Raw genomic sequence first — 17,755 nt, forward strand, 5'->3', positions numbered from 1 at the left:
TCGATCGCACGCGACCATGGAGGTTGAACGTGTCCGGAATGTGGCGCCCGGTCAGTGGTGCCGTGCTCGCCGCGGGGCTGCTCACCACCGCCTGCGGCGGGGGCGGCGGCGGGAGCGCGTCACCGGACGCGCAGGGCGCCGGTCCGCGGGTGTCGGTGGAGAACTGCGACGGTGAGAAAGTCGCCTTCGACTCGCCCCCCGGCAGGATCGTCACGAGCAACGCGTCGGCGCTGGAAATGCTGCTGCGGCTCGGGGCGGGGCCCAAGGTGATCGGCACCGGATTCCCGCCGGGCAAGGGGGCGTTGCCCGCCGAGCTCGCCGGCCAGGCCGCCGGCGTGCCGGTCCTCGGCCGGACGGTCATCCCCAAGGAGAAGCTGCTCGGTTCGGGTGCGGACGTCTACGTGCAGACGTTCCGGCCCGCGAACGGCACCTCCACCGGACCCCGCCCCGAGGAGTTCGACGCGGCCGGTATCAAGGTGGTGGAGCTGCTCTCGACCGCCTGTGCCGCCGAACACCCCGGACCTCAGAAGGACCTGTCTGCGGTCATGGGCGACATCGAGCGGCTCGGGACCCTCACCGGAACGTCCGAGCGGGCCGACGAGATCGTGGCCGGGATGCGCGAGAAGGTGGATGCGGTGGGGGAGCGGGTGGCGGCCGTGCCCGAGGCGGACCGGCCCACGTATTTCGTCTTCGACTTCGACGCGGGCACCAGACAGCCCAGCGCGGTGTGCGGCGGTCAGGTGGCCAACGCGGTGATCACTCTCGCCGGGGCCCGCAACGTCTTCCGCGACTGCGAGGGCACCTTCGAGAAGACCGGCTGGGAGGACGTCGTCGCCAAGAACCCCGACTGGATCCAGCTGACGGTACGCAACCGGGGCAGCGCCGAAGCGGACGAGAAGGCCTTCGACGAGGCCGAGCGGTTTCTCACGTCCTTCCCCGCCACCCGCGGGCTGACCGCCGTCAAGAAGGGGCGGTTCCTGCGGATCCGGTCGGAACGGATGACGACCCCGTCGGTCGCCAACGCGGAGACGGTCGAGCGCATCGCCCGCACCCTGTATCCGGACGAGTTCCAGGACGTGCGGTAGATGCGGACGGCTCCGTCGGCGGACGTCGACGAGGCACGCGGGAAAGCACCAAGGGCACCGGAGCCCGGCGACCGGGACACCAGGACCGTCCCCGTCGGCCTGCTGCTCGCCGGGCTCGCCGTGACGCTGCTGCTGGCGCTCACCGCGGCCGTGTCGTGGGGCTCCTCCGGCGTCCCGTTCACCGACGTGTGGTCCACGGTGCTGCACCGGTTGACCGGCGGGCAGCCGCGGCCGGGCACCCAGGACCTGATCGTCTGGCAGCTGCGGGTGCCCCGTGCGCTGCTCGCCGCCGTCGTCGGGGCCGGACTGGGCGTCGTCGGCACCGCCGTCCAGGCACTGGTGCGCAATCCGCTGGCCGACCCCTACCTGCTGGGCATCTCCAACGGGGCCTCGCTGGGAGCCGTCGCCGCCATCGTGCTCGGCGCCGGCACCGGGGGCCTGCTCGGGCTCGGAGTCTCCGGCGCCGCCTTCCTCGGCGCGCTGCTCTCCTTCGCCCTGGTCTGGGCCGTGGCCCGGCGCGGCGGCGCGTTCTCCCCGCTGAGACTCGTGCTGGCGGGAGTGGCGATCGGCCAGTTCCTGTCCGGGTTCACCAGCTACCTGGTCCTGCGGGTGGGCGACGAACAGCAGACCCAGGGCGTGCTGTTCTGGCTGCTGGGCAGCCTCGGCGGGGCCCAGTGGAGCACCCTCGCCCTGCCGGCCGCCGCGGTGCTCCTCGGTCTGCTCGCCCTCCAGGCACGGGCCAGGGCCCTGAACGCCCTGCTGCTGGGCGACGAGACCGCCGCGGGTCTGGGCGTGGACGTGGCCGCGCTGCGCCGGGAACTGTTCGTCGTGACCAGTGTCCTGACGGGCGTCCTGGTGTCGGTGTCCGGTGCCGTCGGCTTCGTGGGGCTGATGGTGCCGCACCTGTGCCGGCTCGTCGTCGGCGGCGACCACCGCAGGCTGCTGCCCGTCTCCGCGCTGACCGGTGCCGTCCTGCTGGTCGTCGTCGACATCGTCTGCCGTACGGCACTGCCGTCGACGGAGCTGCCGGTGGGCGTGGTCACCGCCTTCGTCGGAGCCCCCGTGCTGCTGTTCCTGCTGGACCGCCGACTGGAGCGCGCCCGATGAGGATCGACGTGGAGGGCCTGCGGGTCGCCTACGACGGCCGTACGGTGGTGTGCGGGGTGGACCTGTTCGCCGCACCCGGGGAGATCACCGGGCTGATCGGCCCGAACGGCAGCGGCAAGTCGAGTGTGCTGCGCACGGTCTACCGGCATCTGCGTCCCGCCTCCGGACGGGTCCTGCTCGACGGCACCGACCTGGCGACGCTGTCCCCGGCACGGTCCGCCCGTCATGTCGCCGCGCTGCCCCAGGAGCGGGGCGGCGACTTCGAGTTGACCGTGCGCGAGGTGGTGGCGATGGGCCGCACCCCGTACAAGCGGGCCTTCGCCGGCGAGGACGACGGTGACCGGGCGATCGTCGCCGACGCCCTGGACCGGGTGGGCATGGCGCGCCACGGCACCCGCGCGTTCTCGGCCCTGTCGGGCGGGGAACGCCAGCGGGTGCTGCTGGCCCGCACCCTGGCCCAGGACCCGGACGTGCTCGTCCTGGACGAGCCCACCAACCACCTCGACGTACGCCACCAGGTGGAACTGCTGGCCCTGCTACGGGCCCAGCACCGCACGACGCTGGTGTCCCTGCACGACCTGAACGCGGCCGCCTCGGTCTGCGACCGGCTCCATGTGCTGCGCGCCGGTGAGGTCGTCGCCTCCGGCACCCCGCTGGAGGTACTCACCCCCGCACTGATCGCGGACGTCTTCGGAGTGCGGGCGGCGGTGATCGGGCACCCCCTGACCGGCGACCCGCTGATCGCCTTCGACCACACGGCCACCGTGGCCGCACCGCCACCGTAGCCAGGGCCGATTCGGCTCGTCGGCCAGCGTGCCACGCTCGCTCACGGTGGCACAGGCTGTACCGGGAAACGTCACGCAGGCGTCATCGTGACGCGTCGTAGGTTCGCCTAGCCTGATGATCACACCCCGACCGATCAAGAAGGCCGACGAGTGAGCCACCCCCTCTTACCTTCGCCTCGCGGAGTCACCCGGTGCTGATCGACGACGTGAACCAGGCCGTCCAGTACACGATGGACCTGATCGGCATTTTCGCCTTCGCCCTGTCCGGGGGCATCCTCGCGGTGCGCAAGGACTTCGACATCATCGGCACCGTCATCCTGTGCGAGGCGGCCGGCCTGGGCGGCGGCCTCTTCCGCGACCTGGTGATCGGCGTCCGGCCCGTCGCCTTCAGCGACCTCGGATACTTCCTGACGCCGTGGGCGGCGGCGGTCATCGTCTACTTCGGTCACCGGCTCCACCGTGGCGGGACGGCCCTCGAGAGCCGCCTCTTCGACCTGGGCGACGCGGCGGCGCTCGGCCTGTTCAGCGTCACCGGCACCATCAAGGCGCTGTCGCACGGTTTCAACGTTCCCGCCGCGGTCACCCTCGGCGCCGCCAGCGCCGTCGGCGGCGGCGTACTGAGCAGCCTGCTGGCCCTCGAAGTGCCGCCGCTGCTGCGCTGGACCACCGACCTCTACGCGGTCCCCGCCCTGGCCGGTGGTGTGGTGGTCACCCTGTTGCAGGCCGCCGGGCTGCTGAACGCCCCGACCGCATGCGCCGCGGCCCTGCTCGGCTTCGGCCTGCGCATCCTCGCCCAGCGGCGCCGTTGGCGGACTCCGCGGTCGTCCTTCTGGCGCGATCCCTTCGCGGGACTGCGGCTCCAGCGGGCACCGGAGCCGCCGCGCGAGAGCGCGCCGCCGGACGCCAGTACGGCCGACGAGGCGAGGACCGCCGTCCTGCCCCTGCCGGAGTCGCCGACGCTCACCCTGCGGCCCTGCCACGGCCGCCCCGCCGCCGTCCCGCGGCGTGACGCGTCACGCCCACCGGACCCACGGCTCGTAACGCGACACCCGGCACCGGCCCGGTCGCCGCGGGAGCGGCAGGGCGCGCTTCCGGACCGGCCGGCGTAGTCACGGCCGGCACGGAGAGGCCGTGCGGTGGTGCGCGGAGACCCGCACACCACCGCATCGCCCGTGGGCGAGTCACCGTACGGCCGGTACCACCCGAGTCGTCGACGGCCCGCCCGGCAGCGGCTGTACGCCGGTGAGGACCGCCAGCCCCTGCCGGTCGCCCTGGAGTTGGCTGGCGAAGAACGCGGTCGCGTAGGCGGTGAGCGCGTCCTGCTGCCGGTCGGGAGTGACCTGCCGGTCCGGGCAGGTGCTGTCGTCCTCGCCGAACAGGAAGGGCGGCGTCCAGGTCGTGTTGAAGAAGTTGTGGTTCGCATCGTGGAGCGACACGGAGTAGTCGGTTGCCCGGTTCCGCCCCGTGACGTCGTCCAGGTACTCCTGGCCGGCCTCGCGGACCGCTCCGTCGCAGCCACTGGTGACCACGGCGAACGGGAGCCGGGTGACGAGCGTGTCGCTGTTGTCGCCCTCGGGGTCGTCGAACTTGACCGGCGCGAGTGCCAGGACGGCACGCACACGCACCCCCGCGGGCCATTCGCCGCGGTGCTTGTCGGACGCCTGCCACATCACGCCCTTGCCGCCGCGCGAGTGGCCCAGGGTGCCGACGCGGGTCATGTCGACGTGGCCGGCGAAGCGCGGCGCGACCGGGTGCCCCGCCCGGTCGACGAGCCGGTCGGCCAGGGGTCCGCCCCGGGCCGCGGCCAACCGCTGCCACAGACGCAGGTGTTCGTTGACCAGCCGGGCACGGTCGCCGTAGTCGAAGGACGTCTGGTTGATGCCGTCGACACTGATCGACGCGACCACGAAGCCGCGGGCGGCCAGCGCCGCACCGAGGTAGTCGTACCCGCGGTGGCTCGGGAACGGGCGGGAGCCGGACGGGCAGGGCCAGGTGGCGGCGTCCACGCGGTCGCAGGCCCACCACGACCCGTGCGCCATGATGATCAGCGGGGCCCGGCCGGTGAGGTGCCGCGGGTAGTGCACCACCGCGCGCACCTCGCTCACCGTGCCGGTCTGCGGATCCCGGAAGGCCGTGTCGCCGAGGTCGTACTCGGCGACGGCGACCGGGACCCGGTGCTCCTGTGTGGTGGCGGAGGCCTGAGCCCCTGTCGTCAGGACGCCGGTGAGGAGTAACAGCCCTGTCAGCAGTCGGAACAGGGATCGGGGGGAAGTTCTCATGCCGGCTAAGAGCGGGCGGACGTCCTGGGCGTTGCCCGGCAGCCGCGCCGTTCTCCGGGTGCCGTCCGCAGGGCGACGTCGCCGGGCCGAGGTCACGAGGGTGGTGCGCCGGCCGGGTCGCGGGGATTCCCGCCTGCCTCGGTGCGCGACGGGTTTGTGCGCAGATCCGTGAGGGTGTCCGACAGCGGATCCCGGTCGTTGTGGCCGTCCATCTCCTGCCGCCACAGGCGGTGTTCCCGGTTGGCCCAGGTCCGCGAGACCGTGCCCCGCCACATGCCCTCCCGGGCCCCGGGGTCACCGGCCGCCTTCCAGATGTGACCGGCCAGCACGACCGCGATCGTCAGGGCGAGCCAGTCGTGGACGAAGGTCGCGCCCATGCGCACGGACAGGGAGGCCAGTTCGGGGAACCAGAGCAGCAGTCCCGTCCCCACCATGACCAGGCCCGCGCCCGCCGTCCAGGAGGCGTAGAGCTTCTGGCCGGCGTTGAACTTGCCGGAAGGAATGTTCGAGGTGCCGGTGCGGCGGAGTGCCGCCCGCAGCCAGCGGCGGTCGTGGGGCGCGAAACGGCCGAGCCGCCGCAGGTCCGAGCGCAGTGCCCGGGAGACCATGCCCACCAGCACCGGCACGGGCAGCGCGATGCCGGACCACTCGTGCACGACGGTCACCAGCGGCCGGCGGCCGACGAGTTGGGAGAGGGGCGAGATGTACAGGCACGCGGCCGTGAAGATGCACACCCCCGCCAGGAGCGCGGTGGCGTGATGGGCCCAGCGTGCCGAGGCGGTGAAGCGCAGCAGCCTGCCGGTCCGGGACAGGGGCGCGTCTTTGGCGGAGTCAGACCGTGGGGGCATCGGTACGTCCGTTCGAGCGTCCCACCCACGCGTCCACGTCGTAGCCCCGTTCTTCCCAGTAGCCGGGGACCACCTCGTCGGTGACGGTGATGCCGGACAGCCACTTCGCGGACTTGTAGAAGTACATCGGCGCCACGTAGAGCCGGACCGGGCCGCCGTGCGCGTGGGTGACCGGCTTGTCCTCCATGCTGGTGGCGACCAGCACGTCGGGACGCCGGGCCTGTTCGAGGGTGAGGCTCTCGGTGTAGGCGCCGTCGAAGCAGCGGAACCGGATGGCCTTGGCCTCGGGCGACACGCCCGCGGCGTCGAGGAGTGCGGACAGGCGCACTCCCGCGAACGGGGTCTTCGGCACCCGCCAGCCGGTCACGCACTGCACGTCCTGCACCAGCCGGGTCTGGGGCAGCGCCGCCAGGTCGGACAGCCGGTAGGTCTTCTCCCTGTCCACCATGCCTTCGACCCGGAGACGGTAGGTCGTCTCGTCCATCTCGGGGGTGTTGGAGGTGACCGTGTAGTACCGGAACCGGTTGCCCGGCAGGAGGTCCGACAGACCCGTCGGGTCGTTCTTTGCCACGGTGTCGACGCCCTTGGCGACCACATCCTGGATCGGGCCCCCGGCCGCGACGCCGAGGGCGCCCAGCCCGAGCATGCCCAGCAGCACACGCCGGCCCACCGGGGCACCGCTGGGGTCGCCCTTGGGGCCCGGGAGTGGGGACGGCACCTTGGAAGGAGAGTCGCTCATGCCTGGTATACGCACGTCCGCGGCACGGTGTTGAAGCCGGTGTGCGGTCGCTTGGCGTCAGGAAAACTGAACACTGCCAAACTCTTTCTCCGGTGGCTAGCGTGATCAACAGCAGGGCCCGGGCGGCCGTAGCCGCCCGGGCCCGCGCTTCCCGTTTCCGCAGCCACCTCTGAAGGGAAGGCCCACCATGGCCACCTCGCGCATCCGACGCAGCGCGGCCGCCGTACTCACCATGACGGCCGTCGCCACCACGGTCCTGGTCGGTCAGGCGGTGGCGGACGAGGACCGGCCCGCCACCGCCACCACTCCGGCCACCGCCACCGCCACCGAAACCGTCCCGGCGTCGGCCTCGGCACATGCGCCGGTGGACACGGCCGACGCGTCGGCCCGGTCCGGGCGCGTTCCGCGTATCGCCGCCGCGTGGCATTCCGCGTGGACCGGTGAGGACCCGAACGCTCTGGCCGACCTGTTTACGAAGGACGGCACCCTCATCGACCTGTCGGTTCCCTACACCTCGCACGGGCGGGCGGAGATCGCGGAGTTCAAGGCGATCACCGAGCGGCTCATCCCCGACGCGGACCTCGAGATCACCGACGCGTTCCGCAGCGGCGACCGCGTGGTGATCCGGACCGACTACAGCGGGACCCTCCCGGGGGCGTCCAAGTCGTTCAAGGTGCAGATGGCCACCGTCCTCGAACTGCGGCACGGGAAGATCGCCGTCAACACCGACTACTACGACCGCGCCACGATGCTCCGCCAGTCCGGCCTGCCCGCGGACTGGCGGCCGCCGACGCAGCCCTGAGGCGGCAGCCGCTCCCGCCCCATTCCCTCGGACGGGCGTCAGAACTGGAGGGCCCAGGCGTCGATCCGCCCGGTGTCCCACCACGCGTTGTCGCTCACCCGCAGGTTCCACGTGCCGTTCGCGCTCTCGGCGGAGGCGTCCACGGAGTACGTCGTGCTGATGCCGTCCGCGCCGCCACCGGTGCCGTACGGCTTCAGCGTGTACGCCGTGCCGTCCGGAGCGACCAGCTGGACCCGGAGGTCGCCGATGTAGGTGTGGTCGATGTCCACCTCGACCGACAGGGACGAGGGCGCGTTGCCGGAGACGCCGGAGACGGTGACCGGGGAATCGACGGTGGCGTTGTCGCGGATGGTGTAGTCGGCGGTGTTCTCGAAGCGGTCGCCGGTCGGCGGAGGTGTGTCGCCGCCCCCGGCGACGTGCAGCAGGCGGTTGGGCGAGCCGCTGCCCGGGTTCGAGACGACGCCGCTGGTGGCGGCGGTCCTCAGCGCGGAGGCGACCTGGGCCGGGGTGGCGTCGGGGTGGTCGGCCAGGTAGAGCGCGGCGGCTCCGGCGACGTGCGGGCTCGCCATGGACGTACCGGAGATGGTGTTGCTGGCCGAGTCGCCGCTGTTCCAGGCCGAGGTGATGGACGAGCCCGGCGCGAACAGGTCCAGTATCGAACCGTAGTTGGAGTAGGAGGCGCGGGCGTCGCTCGACGTGGTGGCGCCGACCGTGATCGCCTCCGCCACCCGGGCCGGGGAGTTGCCGGAGGCGTCCTCGGAATCGTTGCCGGCGGCGACGGCGAAGGTGACGCCGGAGGCGATGGCGCCCCGGACGGCCGTGTCCAGGGTGCTGTCGGCGCCGCCGCCGAGGGACATGTTGGCGACGGCCGGCTTGACCGCGTTGCGGGCGACCCAGTCGATGCCGGCCACGACCTGGGCGGTGGTGCCGGAGCCGGAGTTGTTGAGCACCCGGACGCCGACGATCTTCGCCTGTTTGGCGACGCCGTAGGAGCTGCCCGCGACGGTGCCGGCGACGTGGGTGCCGTGGCCGTGGCCGTCCTGGGCGGTGTTGTCCTTGTCGACGGCGTCGTAGCCGTAGGAGGCTCGTCCGCCGAAGTCGTTGTGGGTGATGCGGACGCCGGTGTCGATGACGTACGCCGTCACGCCCTGTCCGGCGCTGTCCGGGTAGGTGTAGGAGTCGTCCAGCGGCAGGCTCTTCTGGTCGAGGCGGTCCAGGCCCCAGGAGGGCGGGTTTGGCTGGGTGCCGGTGACGTGGAAGGTGCGGTTCTGGACGACGGAGGCGACCGCCGGGTCGGCGGCGAGGCGTTTCGCCTCGGACTCGGAGGCGTCGACCGCGTAGCCGTTGAGGGCCTTGGTGTAGGTGCGCTCGATGTCCGCGCCGTACTTCTCGGCCACGGCGCGGCCCTCGGCGGAACTGGACCTGGCCTGGTCGGCCTTCAGGGTCACGATGTAGCTGCCGGCGACCGCGTTCGCCGCGTCCTCGTACTGGACGCGGCCCTGCGGGGCGGCCGGGGCGGCAGCCGCGGGCAGCGCGGGGACGAGGCTCGCGGCGAGGGCCGCGGTTGCCGCGGCGCCGACGGCGGCCAGTCTTCGCCGGGTGATGTGGTGGGGGCGGTGGCGCGGCACAGCCATGTGAGGGTCCCTCCTCGGTCGGTGGTGCGGGGGGTTGGGACACGCCGGCCGGCCGTTCCGGACCACGACTCCGGGCATTCAGATCCATGTAGGTCATGGTCATGACAATGTGAACGGCGGTCGTGCGTCAGTCGAATGATTGGGGCTTCCAAAGGAATCGCACAAGCGCACCGCGTGAACTTGACACATTGTCAAAGGCGAGGCCCGTACCGACGGGGGCGGAGCATGTTCGCCCGCCGGGCGTCTCCACACTTTCGCCACACGCCTCTACCATCGCTTCCCAGTCCATGACGGCCGATCGGCGGGACAGGGGTGGCGATGTCCGTCCAAGGCGCGAGCGCCGGGGGAACCGGTCCGGTGAGCAGGAAGCATGCCGCTGGCGACGGCGTCGCGGCGCGGTGGGCGGAGTTCGGGGCGCAGATGCGGTACTGCCGCCGTCGCGCCAGGCTGACGCAGCATCAGCTCGGCCAACTGGTCGGCTATCACCACAGCCTGATCAGCAAGTGGGAGAGCGGCACCCGGGCGCCGACCGCCCGGGCGGTGGCCGACCTGGAACGCTCGCTGAGCGCCGAAGGCACGCTGTCCCCGCTCATCGCGTCCGCCGACGAGCAGGGGCGCCCGCCCCTCACCCCCTTGGGCGCCGTGCTGGCCGGGCCGCTTCCAGGGGGCGGCGAGGGACGTCCGGCGACGCCGGACGGGGCGGCGGACGACTGGCCGGACCGGCTCGCGCCGGGCGGGTGCCCGCTGCACGCAGCCGACCAGGCGTGCGCCGTACCGCCGTTCGGCGATCCGACGCAGTTGACGGACCGGATACGGACGGCCCGCGAGGCGGCGGCACCGGCCGCGGCGGAACCGGACCTGGTCCACCTGGTCCTCGCCCTCCTGGACCGGTGCGAGTACAACGCGCTGCGGTCGACGTCGACCACCGTGCTCGGCACCGTCGAGCACGTGCTGCGCGCGCTGGCGGCCTGGGGCGAGGCGGTCAACGCCGTAGGACGCTCGCCGCTGGCGTTGGTGCGCATCGCGGCGAACTACGCCCAGCTCGCGGGCCGGCTGCGGATGCAGCGGGGGCAGGGAGCGCTGGCGATGGCATGGGCGTCGCACGGCCTGCGGTGGGCCGAAGCGGCCGGGGACACGACCACGCGGGTGACCTTGACGACCGACCTGTGTACCTTGGCGCGGCTGGACGGCGACGGTCCCTCCGCGCTCAGCTACGCGCGGGCCGTGGCCGGGCTCGGGGGACGCGGAGGGTGGATCGCGACGGTGGCGCACATGTACCAGGCGCGTGGATACGCGGCGATCGGCGACGGCGCGGAATGCAGGCGCCGTGCCGCCCTCGGCCGCAGCGCGCTCGGCCGCCTGTCCGGGCGTGACCTGGCGGAGGCGCCCTGGCTGGCGGACGGGCAGGGCCAGCTGCGGGTCGAGTCGGCCGTCGCGGGCGGACTGCGTGATCTGGCGGTGCTCACGGGCGACCGGGCCACGGCGCGCAGCGCGAGCGAGGCCGCCCTGCTGGCCCTGGAGCAGGTGCCGGCCGCGATGATCCCCACCCGGCTGCTGTTGACCCTGCGACTCGCCGACTGCCGGGCCGGCGCCGGTGAGCTGGACGCCGCGCTGGAGCTGGCGGGCCCGGTGGTGGAGCAGGCGGTGGCGGCCCGGCGGCGGACCATCTCGCAGGAGCTGGCGGGACTGTACGACCACCTCACCGGAACCTGGGGCGGGGTGCGCGAGGTGCGCGACTTCCGAGAGCGCGTACGGGCGGCGGGGGAGAGCGCCGGGGCCTGAGCGCCGAACTCGGGCGCACCCGGCTACCGGCCGCGGACGGGGACACCTGCGCGCTCGGACACCGGTGACGGCCGACACCGGGGCTGTCCGCGCGGGCAGCGGTCGAGCACGGTCGGCCAGGGGCCGTATCCGTCCGTGCGGGTGATGCGTCGCGCGGCCAGCAGACATCCCGGAGCATCCCGGGTGTTGCCCGGGAAGCTCCGCACCGGTCTCGGCGGTGACGATCAGATATTTGTCACGCCCGACGCCGTCATATCGGCGAGCCGATGGCCGTCCAAGAGCCTGCCGACACCGGAGGCGATCCGCCCTTGGGAGGTTCTACCCCGGGTCCCCGTCCCGGTCGCCACCCGCGTTGATCCAGGCCCGGATCGCGCCGTCGTTGCGGCGCAGCAGGTAGTCGTCGCGTCCGTCGCCGTCGATGTCGGTGAACTATACGTTGCGGCGGTCCCCCCGACGCCGGAGGCGGATCTATCCCTGGGAGATCCATCCGCCCTGCTGGTCACTGCACCTGTCGCCCGCTCCAGAGTCCTTGAGCCAGCCCGACTCGGCGGCCCCCGCGATGGCGTCGAGTCGTAGCCACGGTCGTTGGGGTGGAGTGTGTCGTCGAGGTCGGCCGTCGTCACTTCGCTCATGTCCACCAGCCCGACGTGCTTGCCGGAGTTGGCGCGTTCCCGGACCTCCCTGACCACGCCGTCGTTGTAGGTGTCGATGCGCGCCTGGACGTCCATGCTCTTGGAGGGCACCAGGGTTGCGACAAGGACGGTGGTGTCCGGGCAGTCCCGCAGGATCTGGTCGACGAGCCCGCCCAGCCCGTCCGGGGGCGAAAGGTAGGTTCGTGCTTCGGTCGACGTCGTTGGTGCCGAGGCGCAGGGTGACCACCGAGGGACCCGTGCGTTGGACAGCGGTCTCCGCACGGTCGGCCACGTAGTCGATCTCCATCCCTCTGTACCCTCGTGGTCGGTGTCGACCGTACTGCCGCTGTGCTGCGTCCCGACGAAGTTCAGGTCCTGCGTGGACTCGTTCAGCCTGTTCCACAGGCGCGAGCGACATCTCACCGTTGGTGCTCTTGAAGCCCGCCGTGATCGAGTCGCCCACCGGCATCACACTGAGGCTGCGCCGACGCAGTTCGTCATGGCAGTTGGCGACCTGCATCTCCGCCTCGCGCCGCAGCCAGTCGTACACGCTGGTCGCCCACCTTGGATCCGTTCGGCTCTTGCTCAGGACGCGCCACTTCTTCACGTGGGCGAAGCCGTGCTCGACCGGGGCGCGCGCACTGCGGCCAGTGCCTTGTTGGACAGTTTTTGGCCGCGGGTCAGGGACCGGTTCCGGGCAGCCTTGTAGCCGGTGATCACCGCCCGATCGCCGTCCGGGCCGCTGTCGTCGAGTCCGACGAATTCGAGGTCGGCGATGGCTCCAAGGCCGGCCGCGCGGAGATGAGCGGTGAGTTTGTCGTGACGGCAGACGGTGATTGCCGGGTCCTTCCTCCCGGTTTGGGGGAGGGGCGGAGATCCGGGCCAGGGGCAAGAGGTTGTGTCCCCGGTCCCCGGCCCGCCCCAGGCCACCGTCGGCCGTAGCCGCACCGGCGAGCTGCAGTCGGCCATGACCTCGCCACGGTCGGGCGGTGTCAGGTGTGCTGCGCCAGTACGGTCAGAAGTGGCGCCGGTTCCTCGCGGAAGTAGAAGTGGCCGCCTGCAAACCGGTGCACCCGCACGGTGGAGGTGCTGTGACGCTCCCACTGCTTGAGCTGGTCGGCGGTGACTTCGTCGGTGTCCCCACCCACCACCTCCATGGGAACCGGAAGCGACTCGCCCGGCCGGTGCGAGTAGCCGTCCAGAAGGGCGAAGTCGGCGCGGAACACGGGGAGAAGTAATGCCATCAGTTCCGTGTCCGCGGCCAGGTATGCCGGGATGCCGCCATAGCGTTCGTTCAGGGAGGCGACCAGTTCCTCGTCAGGCGTGTCAGCCAGCCCCGTGACCGGACGGGGCAGATGCGGCGCCGGAAACGCCGAAACGATAAGACGCTCGGGCAACGGGCGGCCTCGTGCGAAGAGTTCCCGCGCCACCTCGTAGGCGATCAGCGCGCCCAAGCTGTGCCCGAAGAGATCGTACGGCGGGACGAACTCCGTCTCCTCGAGCAACTCCCGCACCAGCGTGCCGAGATCGGCGATCGCTGGCTCGCCGGCCCGGCTGCCCCGTCCCGGCGGACAGATCCCGTAAACTTGGGTGCCCGTCAACTGTATCCTCCAGCGGACGAACTCACCGGGAAGCCCGCCCGAGTGGGGGAAGCAGTACAGGTGGCGCCGCGGAGGCTGGGTAGGAGGGCGGCCGGTCAGCCAGCGGCTGCGCCGCGTGGTAATACCGGGCGGCAATGCGGAGGACGGGGGAGTGGTCACGGGGTGGGAACCTCCTCGGCGGAACCGGCGGAACCGGCGGAACCGGTCCTCGCCCCATGCTCGTCCAGCAGCGCGGCGAGAGCGGCCGGGGTCTGGGAGCGCAAGACATCGGCGGCTTTGACGGTGACGTGGAACGAGGCGGCGGCCCAGGCGGCGAGTTTCATCGCGGTCAGCGAGTCCCCCCCGAGGTCGAAGAGACCGTCGTGCGGGTCGATGTCCGGGTAGCCGAGGGCCTGGGTGAACGCGCCGAGCACGGCGCCCAGCAGGGGCGGGCGGTCCGTGGCCGGTGTGATCGATGCCCCGGCGCCGGCGACCGCTTGCGGTACCGGTGCGGTGGGTGCGGTGCGCGGCACGCCCGGCGCCGGCGGCGTCGGTGCTGCTGCGGCGCCGGCCTCGGGCGGCGCCGGCACCAGGTGGTCGCGGCGTTCGAACGGATAGGTGGGCAGCGCCACCCGGCGCCGTGACCGACTGTCCTGCAGCGCTGCGAAGTCCACCCGTGCGCCGCGCGCCCACAACTCGCCCACACCGGCGAGGAGGGTCGCCGTCTGCGATGTGTCCTCCGCCGGATGCGGCGCGAGGTGCACGACGGCCTGCTTGCCGTCGTAGTTCGGATGCTGACGGGCCAGGGTGGCCAGGGTACGGCCGGGGCCCACCTCGACCAGCACCCGGTCCGGGGTACCGAACAGGGTGTCCAGGGCTTGGCCGAAACGCACGGGTCGCCGCAGGTGCCGTACCCAGTACTCCGCTGAGCGGACATCGTCGGAGCCGGCCCACGATCCGGTCGTGTCAGAGAGGAACGGCACACCGGGTTGCTCCCGTGGCACAGCCTCCACCGCCTCGGCAAAGCGGCGGGCGATCGGCTCGACGAGCGGCGAGTGTCCCGCCGTGGCGATCCGAAGCACCCGGACCTCAACGCCGCGTCTGGTGAGTTCCTCCGCCCACCGGGCCACGGACGCGGCCGGACCGGTCACGGTGCACTGCCCCGGGCCGTTGACCGCACCGATCGTGATGTCGTCCGGCAGCAGCGGCAGCACGTCCTCCTCTGGCAGGCGTACGGCGGCCATCGCCCCGGCGGGAACGGTGCCGAGGAGCCGGCCCCGTTCGGCCACCAGGCGTGCCGCGTCGACCAGTGAGAAAGTCCCGGCCGCGCAGGCCGCGGCGTACGCGCCGAGGCTGTGCCCGGTGACGGCGCTCGGCCGCAGACCCCACGACGACAGCAGCGCGGTGGTGGCGTACTGCACCGCGAACACCGCGGGCTGACCGACGGCGATGGTCGCCAACTGGCCCGTCGCGGCGAGACGTTCGGTCTCGGTGCCGGGATACAGCACCTCCCGCAGGTCCAGGCCGAGGGAGCCCGTCACCGCCTCGGCCACCTCGTCCATGTGCCGCCGGAACTCCGGCTCGTCGGCGTACAACTCGGTGGTCATGCCGACGTGCTGGCCGCCCTGGCCGGGGAAGAGGAATACCAACTCGGCGTCGGACGGGGCGCCGGGCCCGGTGGCCCGGCGCGCACCGCGCAGTGCGGACACCGCCTCTGGGGCATCGTCGGCGACCACGAACCTGCGGTAAGTGTGGTGGGCACGGCCGGTCTGGAGGGTCCAGGCCGTGTCGGCCAAATGTGTCTCGGGACGCGCGGCCAGGTGGTCAGCCAGCCGGCCTGCCGCGGTGTCGGCCGCCTGCGGAGTACGGCCGGAGACCACCAGCAACTGTGGACGGCCGACCGGTTCGGACGGCACGGCCGGCGGCGCCTGTTCCAGCACGACGTGCGCGTTGGTTCCACCGACGCCGAGCGCGTTGACGCCGGCGATCCGCGTGCCCTCGGTCGGCCACGCGCGCGTGTGGCCGTTCACTTCGAAGGCGGCGGAGGAGAAGTCGATGGTGGGGTTCGGGCTGCGGTAGTGCAGCGTGGCCGGCACGACGCCGTGTTCCACGCTGAGGACCGCCTTGATGAAACTGACCACGCCGGCCGCCGAGTCGGCGTGCCCGATGTTCGACTTCACCGAGCCGAGCACGCAGGGGCCGGTGCGGCCGGTGGCGGGCCCAAAGGCCTGCGACAGCGCGGCCACTTCGATCGGGTCGCCGAGCGCGGTGCCCGTACCGTGCGCCTCGACGTAGCCGACCTCGTTCGGGTCGATCCCGGCGGCCTCGTGGGCGAGGCGGATCACCTCGGCCTGGCCCACCACGCTCGGTGCGGTGAAGCCCGCCTTGTGCCGCCCATCGTTGTTCACCGCGGAGCCGCGGATCACCGCGTGCACGTGGTCACCGTCGGCCAGAGCATCCGGCAGCGGCCGCAGCACGACGACGCCCACCGCGCTCGCGGCGACCGTACCGTCGCTGTCGGCGTCGAACGCACGGCAGTGCCCGTCGGCCGCGACGATGCCGCCGGGTGTGTAGCGCAGGCGGGGCAGGTGCGGGACGACGCTCGCACCCCCGGCGAGCGCGAGATCGCATTCGCCGTTCAGCAGCGCCCGCACCGCTAGGTGCACCGCCACCAGAGAGGTCGAGCACGCCGTCTGCACTGTCAGAGCCGGCCCGGTCAGGTCCAGGTGGTAGGCGATGCGGGTGCTGACGAAGTCGGGTGCGGTTGCCTGCCGCAGCTGCCACTCGTCCAGGAAGGGCAGTTCGTCAATGCGAGCGCGCACGGCCTCGGCGTACCCATTGTTCCCGGCGCCGACGAAGACCCCGGTCACCGGGCGGTGCTCGCCGCCGTGCCCCGCCCGCTCCAGTGCCTCGTGGGCGCACTCCAGCAGCAGCCGCTGCTGCGGATCGGTGATGAGCGCGTCGTGGGCCGACAGGCCGAAGTAGGGCGCGTCGAATTCGCCGGGCCTCTCCAGCACCCCGTAGGCCGGGACGTAGTCAGGGTGCGCGGGGTCGGCGCGGTCGGGCAGCACGGAGATCGACTCCCGGCCAGCGCAGAGGTTCTCCCAGAATCGCTCCACGTCCGGAGCGCCGGGGAACCGGCCGGCCATGGCCACCACCGCGACGAGGTGTTCCTGGGCTTCTTGCTGGTCGTAGGTCATCGAGAATCCTTGGTGGAGTGCGGGGCGGGGGAGGACGCGGCAGGCGCTGGGGAGGGGGTGCCCACGACGCCGAGGACGAATAGAGCTGCGGCCGTCAGCTGTAGGGCGGCCAGCCCCCAGAAGGCGGGGCTCAGCCCGGCCTTCTGGGCGACCGTGCCGGACAGCACCCAGCCCGCGGTCCCGCCGATCAGTGCCAGCGCGGTCGCGGCGGTGAGCGCCTCGGGCCGCTGGGCCTGCGGGATGCGCAGCACCCGGACGGTGGCGACCGGCGCGGAGGAGACACCGTTCAGGAAGCCGACGCACACCAGCAGGACGAACAGGACCGGCAGACCGAGTGGCAGAGGCAGTGCCAGGAAGCTCACGCCCAGCGCCACCCGGCCGGTGAGGCCGAGGGTGCGGGCGGGGAACCGGCGCAGCAGCCGTCCGGCCAGCAGGGTGCCGGTCAGCGCGCCGCCTCCGAAGGCGGTGAGTAGACCGCCCGCGACCACCGACGCGCCGTGCTCGCGGGTGACCGCGATCACCGGCAGCAGGGCGAACAGCGCCTGCCAGGCCATTTCTCCGAGCGCCAGCGCCACCGACCAGGTGCCGAGCAGCCGGTCACGCATCAGCAGCCGGAGCCCGGCCGCCGGGGAGCGGCGGCCCGGCCCGGTGGCGGCGCGCGGGGTGTGTGGCAGGTACAGCCGGAGCAGCACGGCCGAGCAGGCGAAGGACACCGCGTCTATGAGGAGGACGGTCGGCGCACCGAGTAGCGAGATGAGCACACCGCCGAGCACCGGGCCCAGCAGCACGCTGAGCCGCGTGGCGCTCTGCAAGGCGGCGTTGGCCCGGCCGAGCAGTTGCTCGTCCTCACCGACGACGCCTGGCAGGATCGCCTGCTGGCTCGCGGTGTATGGCGCGTAGAACGCGCCGATCGCGAACATCACCACCACGAGCGTGGCCGTGTTCAGGTAGCCGAGGGTGTACAGCAATGGCAGCAGCCCCACGAGCGGGGCGCGCACGGTGTCCCCGGTCAACAGGACGGCGCGCGGTCCGAGGCGCCCGGTCCAGGAGGCGCCGAAGAAGCCGAACACCGCGATGGCGGCCAGCTGGGAAGCCATCACCAGCCCCATGTCCCCTGCGGATCCCGTCATCTGGAGTACCAGCCAGGGCATGGCGACGGCGCTGAGCTGGGTGCCGAGCATGGAGACCGTCTCGCCGACCAGAAGCACGCGCAGAGTGCGGTGCTGCTGGATGCCGGGGGCGGGGCCGGCCGGGGTGACCGGTGTGGTTCCGTTCGTCATGG

Annotated in this window: 14 protein-coding genes; 6 read left to right on the plus strand and 8 right to left on the minus strand. The window is 72.3% G+C overall.

Annotated elements, in window-relative coordinates; genetic code table 11:
* Positions 1–38: 38 nt before the first annotated feature.
* The 4 genes from OHA99_RS36220 (at position 39) to OHA99_RS36235 (ending at position 4,086) form a co-directional block, all read left to right on the plus strand.
* A complete protein-coding gene (locus OHA99_RS36220; protein WP_331728218.1) occupies positions 39–1,085 on the plus strand; it encodes an ABC transporter substrate-binding protein in 1,047 nt (348 codons plus the stop codon).
* Positions 1,086–2,192, plus strand: a complete 1,107-nt coding sequence (locus OHA99_RS36225) for an iron ABC transporter permease (RefSeq protein WP_331727775.1) — start codon at positions 1,086–1,088, stop codon at positions 2,190–2,192.
* Positions 2,189–2,977, plus strand: coding sequence for an ABC transporter ATP-binding protein (locus tag OHA99_RS36230; RefSeq protein WP_331727776.1), 789 nt, complete (start codon positions 2,189–2,191; stop codon positions 2,975–2,977). Before OHA99_RS36225 ends, OHA99_RS36230 begins: the two co-directional genes overlap by 4 nt.
* A gap of 191 nt (positions 2,978–3,168) precedes the next feature.
* Positions 3,169–4,086, plus strand: a complete 918-nt coding sequence (locus tag OHA99_RS36235) for a trimeric intracellular cation channel family protein (protein WP_331727778.1) — start codon at positions 3,169–3,171, stop codon at positions 4,084–4,086.
* A gap of 72 nt (positions 4,087–4,158) precedes the next feature.
* Here the strand turns inward: OHA99_RS36235 and OHA99_RS36240 are convergent, their stop codons facing one another.
* The 3 genes from OHA99_RS36240 to OHA99_RS36250 all read right to left on the minus strand — a co-directional run bounded on the left by OHA99_RS36240 (position 4,159) and on the right by OHA99_RS36250 (position 6,843).
* Positions 4,159–5,256, minus strand: a complete 1,098-nt coding sequence (locus OHA99_RS36240) for an alpha/beta hydrolase (protein WP_331727780.1) — start codon at positions 5,254–5,256, stop codon at positions 4,159–4,161.
* A gap of 92 nt (positions 5,257–5,348) precedes the next feature.
* Positions 5,349–6,104, minus strand: a complete 756-nt coding sequence (locus tag OHA99_RS36245; protein WP_319123328.1) for a cytochrome b/b6 domain-containing protein — start codon at positions 6,102–6,104, stop codon at positions 5,349–5,351.
* On the minus strand, positions 6,088–6,843 hold the full coding sequence (locus OHA99_RS36250; protein ID WP_319123327.1) for a molybdopterin-dependent oxidoreductase: 756 nt from the start codon (positions 6,841–6,843) through the stop codon (positions 6,088–6,090). Before OHA99_RS36250 ends, OHA99_RS36245 begins: the two co-directional genes overlap by 17 nt.
* Before the next feature lie 187 nt (positions 6,844–7,030).
* Between OHA99_RS36250 and OHA99_RS36255 the strand changes: the two genes are divergently transcribed.
* Positions 7,031–7,645, plus strand: coding sequence for a nuclear transport factor 2 family protein (locus OHA99_RS36255; protein WP_331727786.1), 615 nt, complete (start codon positions 7,031–7,033; stop codon positions 7,643–7,645).
* Positions 7,646–7,683: 38 nt separating this feature from the next.
* Here the strand turns inward: OHA99_RS36255 and OHA99_RS36260 are convergent, their stop codons facing one another.
* Positions 7,684–9,279 (minus strand): S8 family serine peptidase, encoded by a 1,596-nt coding sequence (locus OHA99_RS36260; RefSeq protein ID WP_331727789.1) that lies wholly within the window; start codon positions 9,277–9,279, stop codon positions 7,684–7,686.
* A gap of 357 nt (positions 9,280–9,636) precedes the next feature.
* On the opposite strand from OHA99_RS36260, the gene OHA99_RS36265 reads away from it, so the two are divergent.
* Positions 9,637–11,061 carry a helix-turn-helix domain-containing protein gene (locus tag OHA99_RS36265; RefSeq protein WP_331727792.1) on the plus strand — a complete coding sequence of 475 codons (1,425 nt, stop codon included), beginning with the start codon at positions 9,637–9,639 and terminating at the stop codon, positions 11,059–11,061.
* A gap of 224 nt (positions 11,062–11,285) precedes the next feature.
* On the opposite strand, the gene OHA99_RS36270 is transcribed toward OHA99_RS36265, so the two are convergent.
* The 4 genes from OHA99_RS36270 to OHA99_RS36285 form a co-directional block, all read right to left on the minus strand.
* Entirely contained in the window at positions 11,286–11,789 is a 504-nt protein-coding gene (locus OHA99_RS36270; RefSeq protein ID WP_405699117.1) for a hypothetical protein, read from the minus strand.
* An 896-nt stretch (positions 11,790–12,685) separates the two neighbouring features.
* The gene (locus OHA99_RS36275) at positions 12,686–13,453 is read right to left on the minus strand and encodes an alpha/beta fold hydrolase (RefSeq protein WP_331727798.1); all 768 of its coding nucleotides are present in this window, start codon (positions 13,451–13,453) and stop codon (positions 12,686–12,688) included.
* Positions 13,450–16,473: a beta-ketoacyl synthase N-terminal-like domain-containing protein gene (locus OHA99_RS36280; protein WP_331727801.1), complete on the minus strand. Its 3,024-nt coding sequence runs from the start codon at positions 16,471–16,473 to the stop codon at positions 13,450–13,452. The genes OHA99_RS36275 and OHA99_RS36280 overlap by 4 nt, the downstream gene beginning before the upstream one ends.
* Positions 16,470–17,753 (minus strand): MFS transporter, encoded by a 1,284-nt coding sequence (locus OHA99_RS36285; protein WP_331727804.1) that lies wholly within the window; start codon positions 17,751–17,753, stop codon positions 16,470–16,472. Before OHA99_RS36285 ends, OHA99_RS36280 begins: the two co-directional genes overlap by 4 nt.
* Between the last annotated feature and the right edge of the window lie 2 nt (positions 17,754–17,755).

Origin of the sequence: Streptomyces coelicoflavus (assembly GCF_045041415.1) — a bacterium.
In the GTDB taxonomy this organism is placed as follows: domain Bacteria; phylum Actinomycetota; class Actinomycetes; order Streptomycetales; family Streptomycetaceae; genus Streptomyces; species Streptomyces coelicoflavus.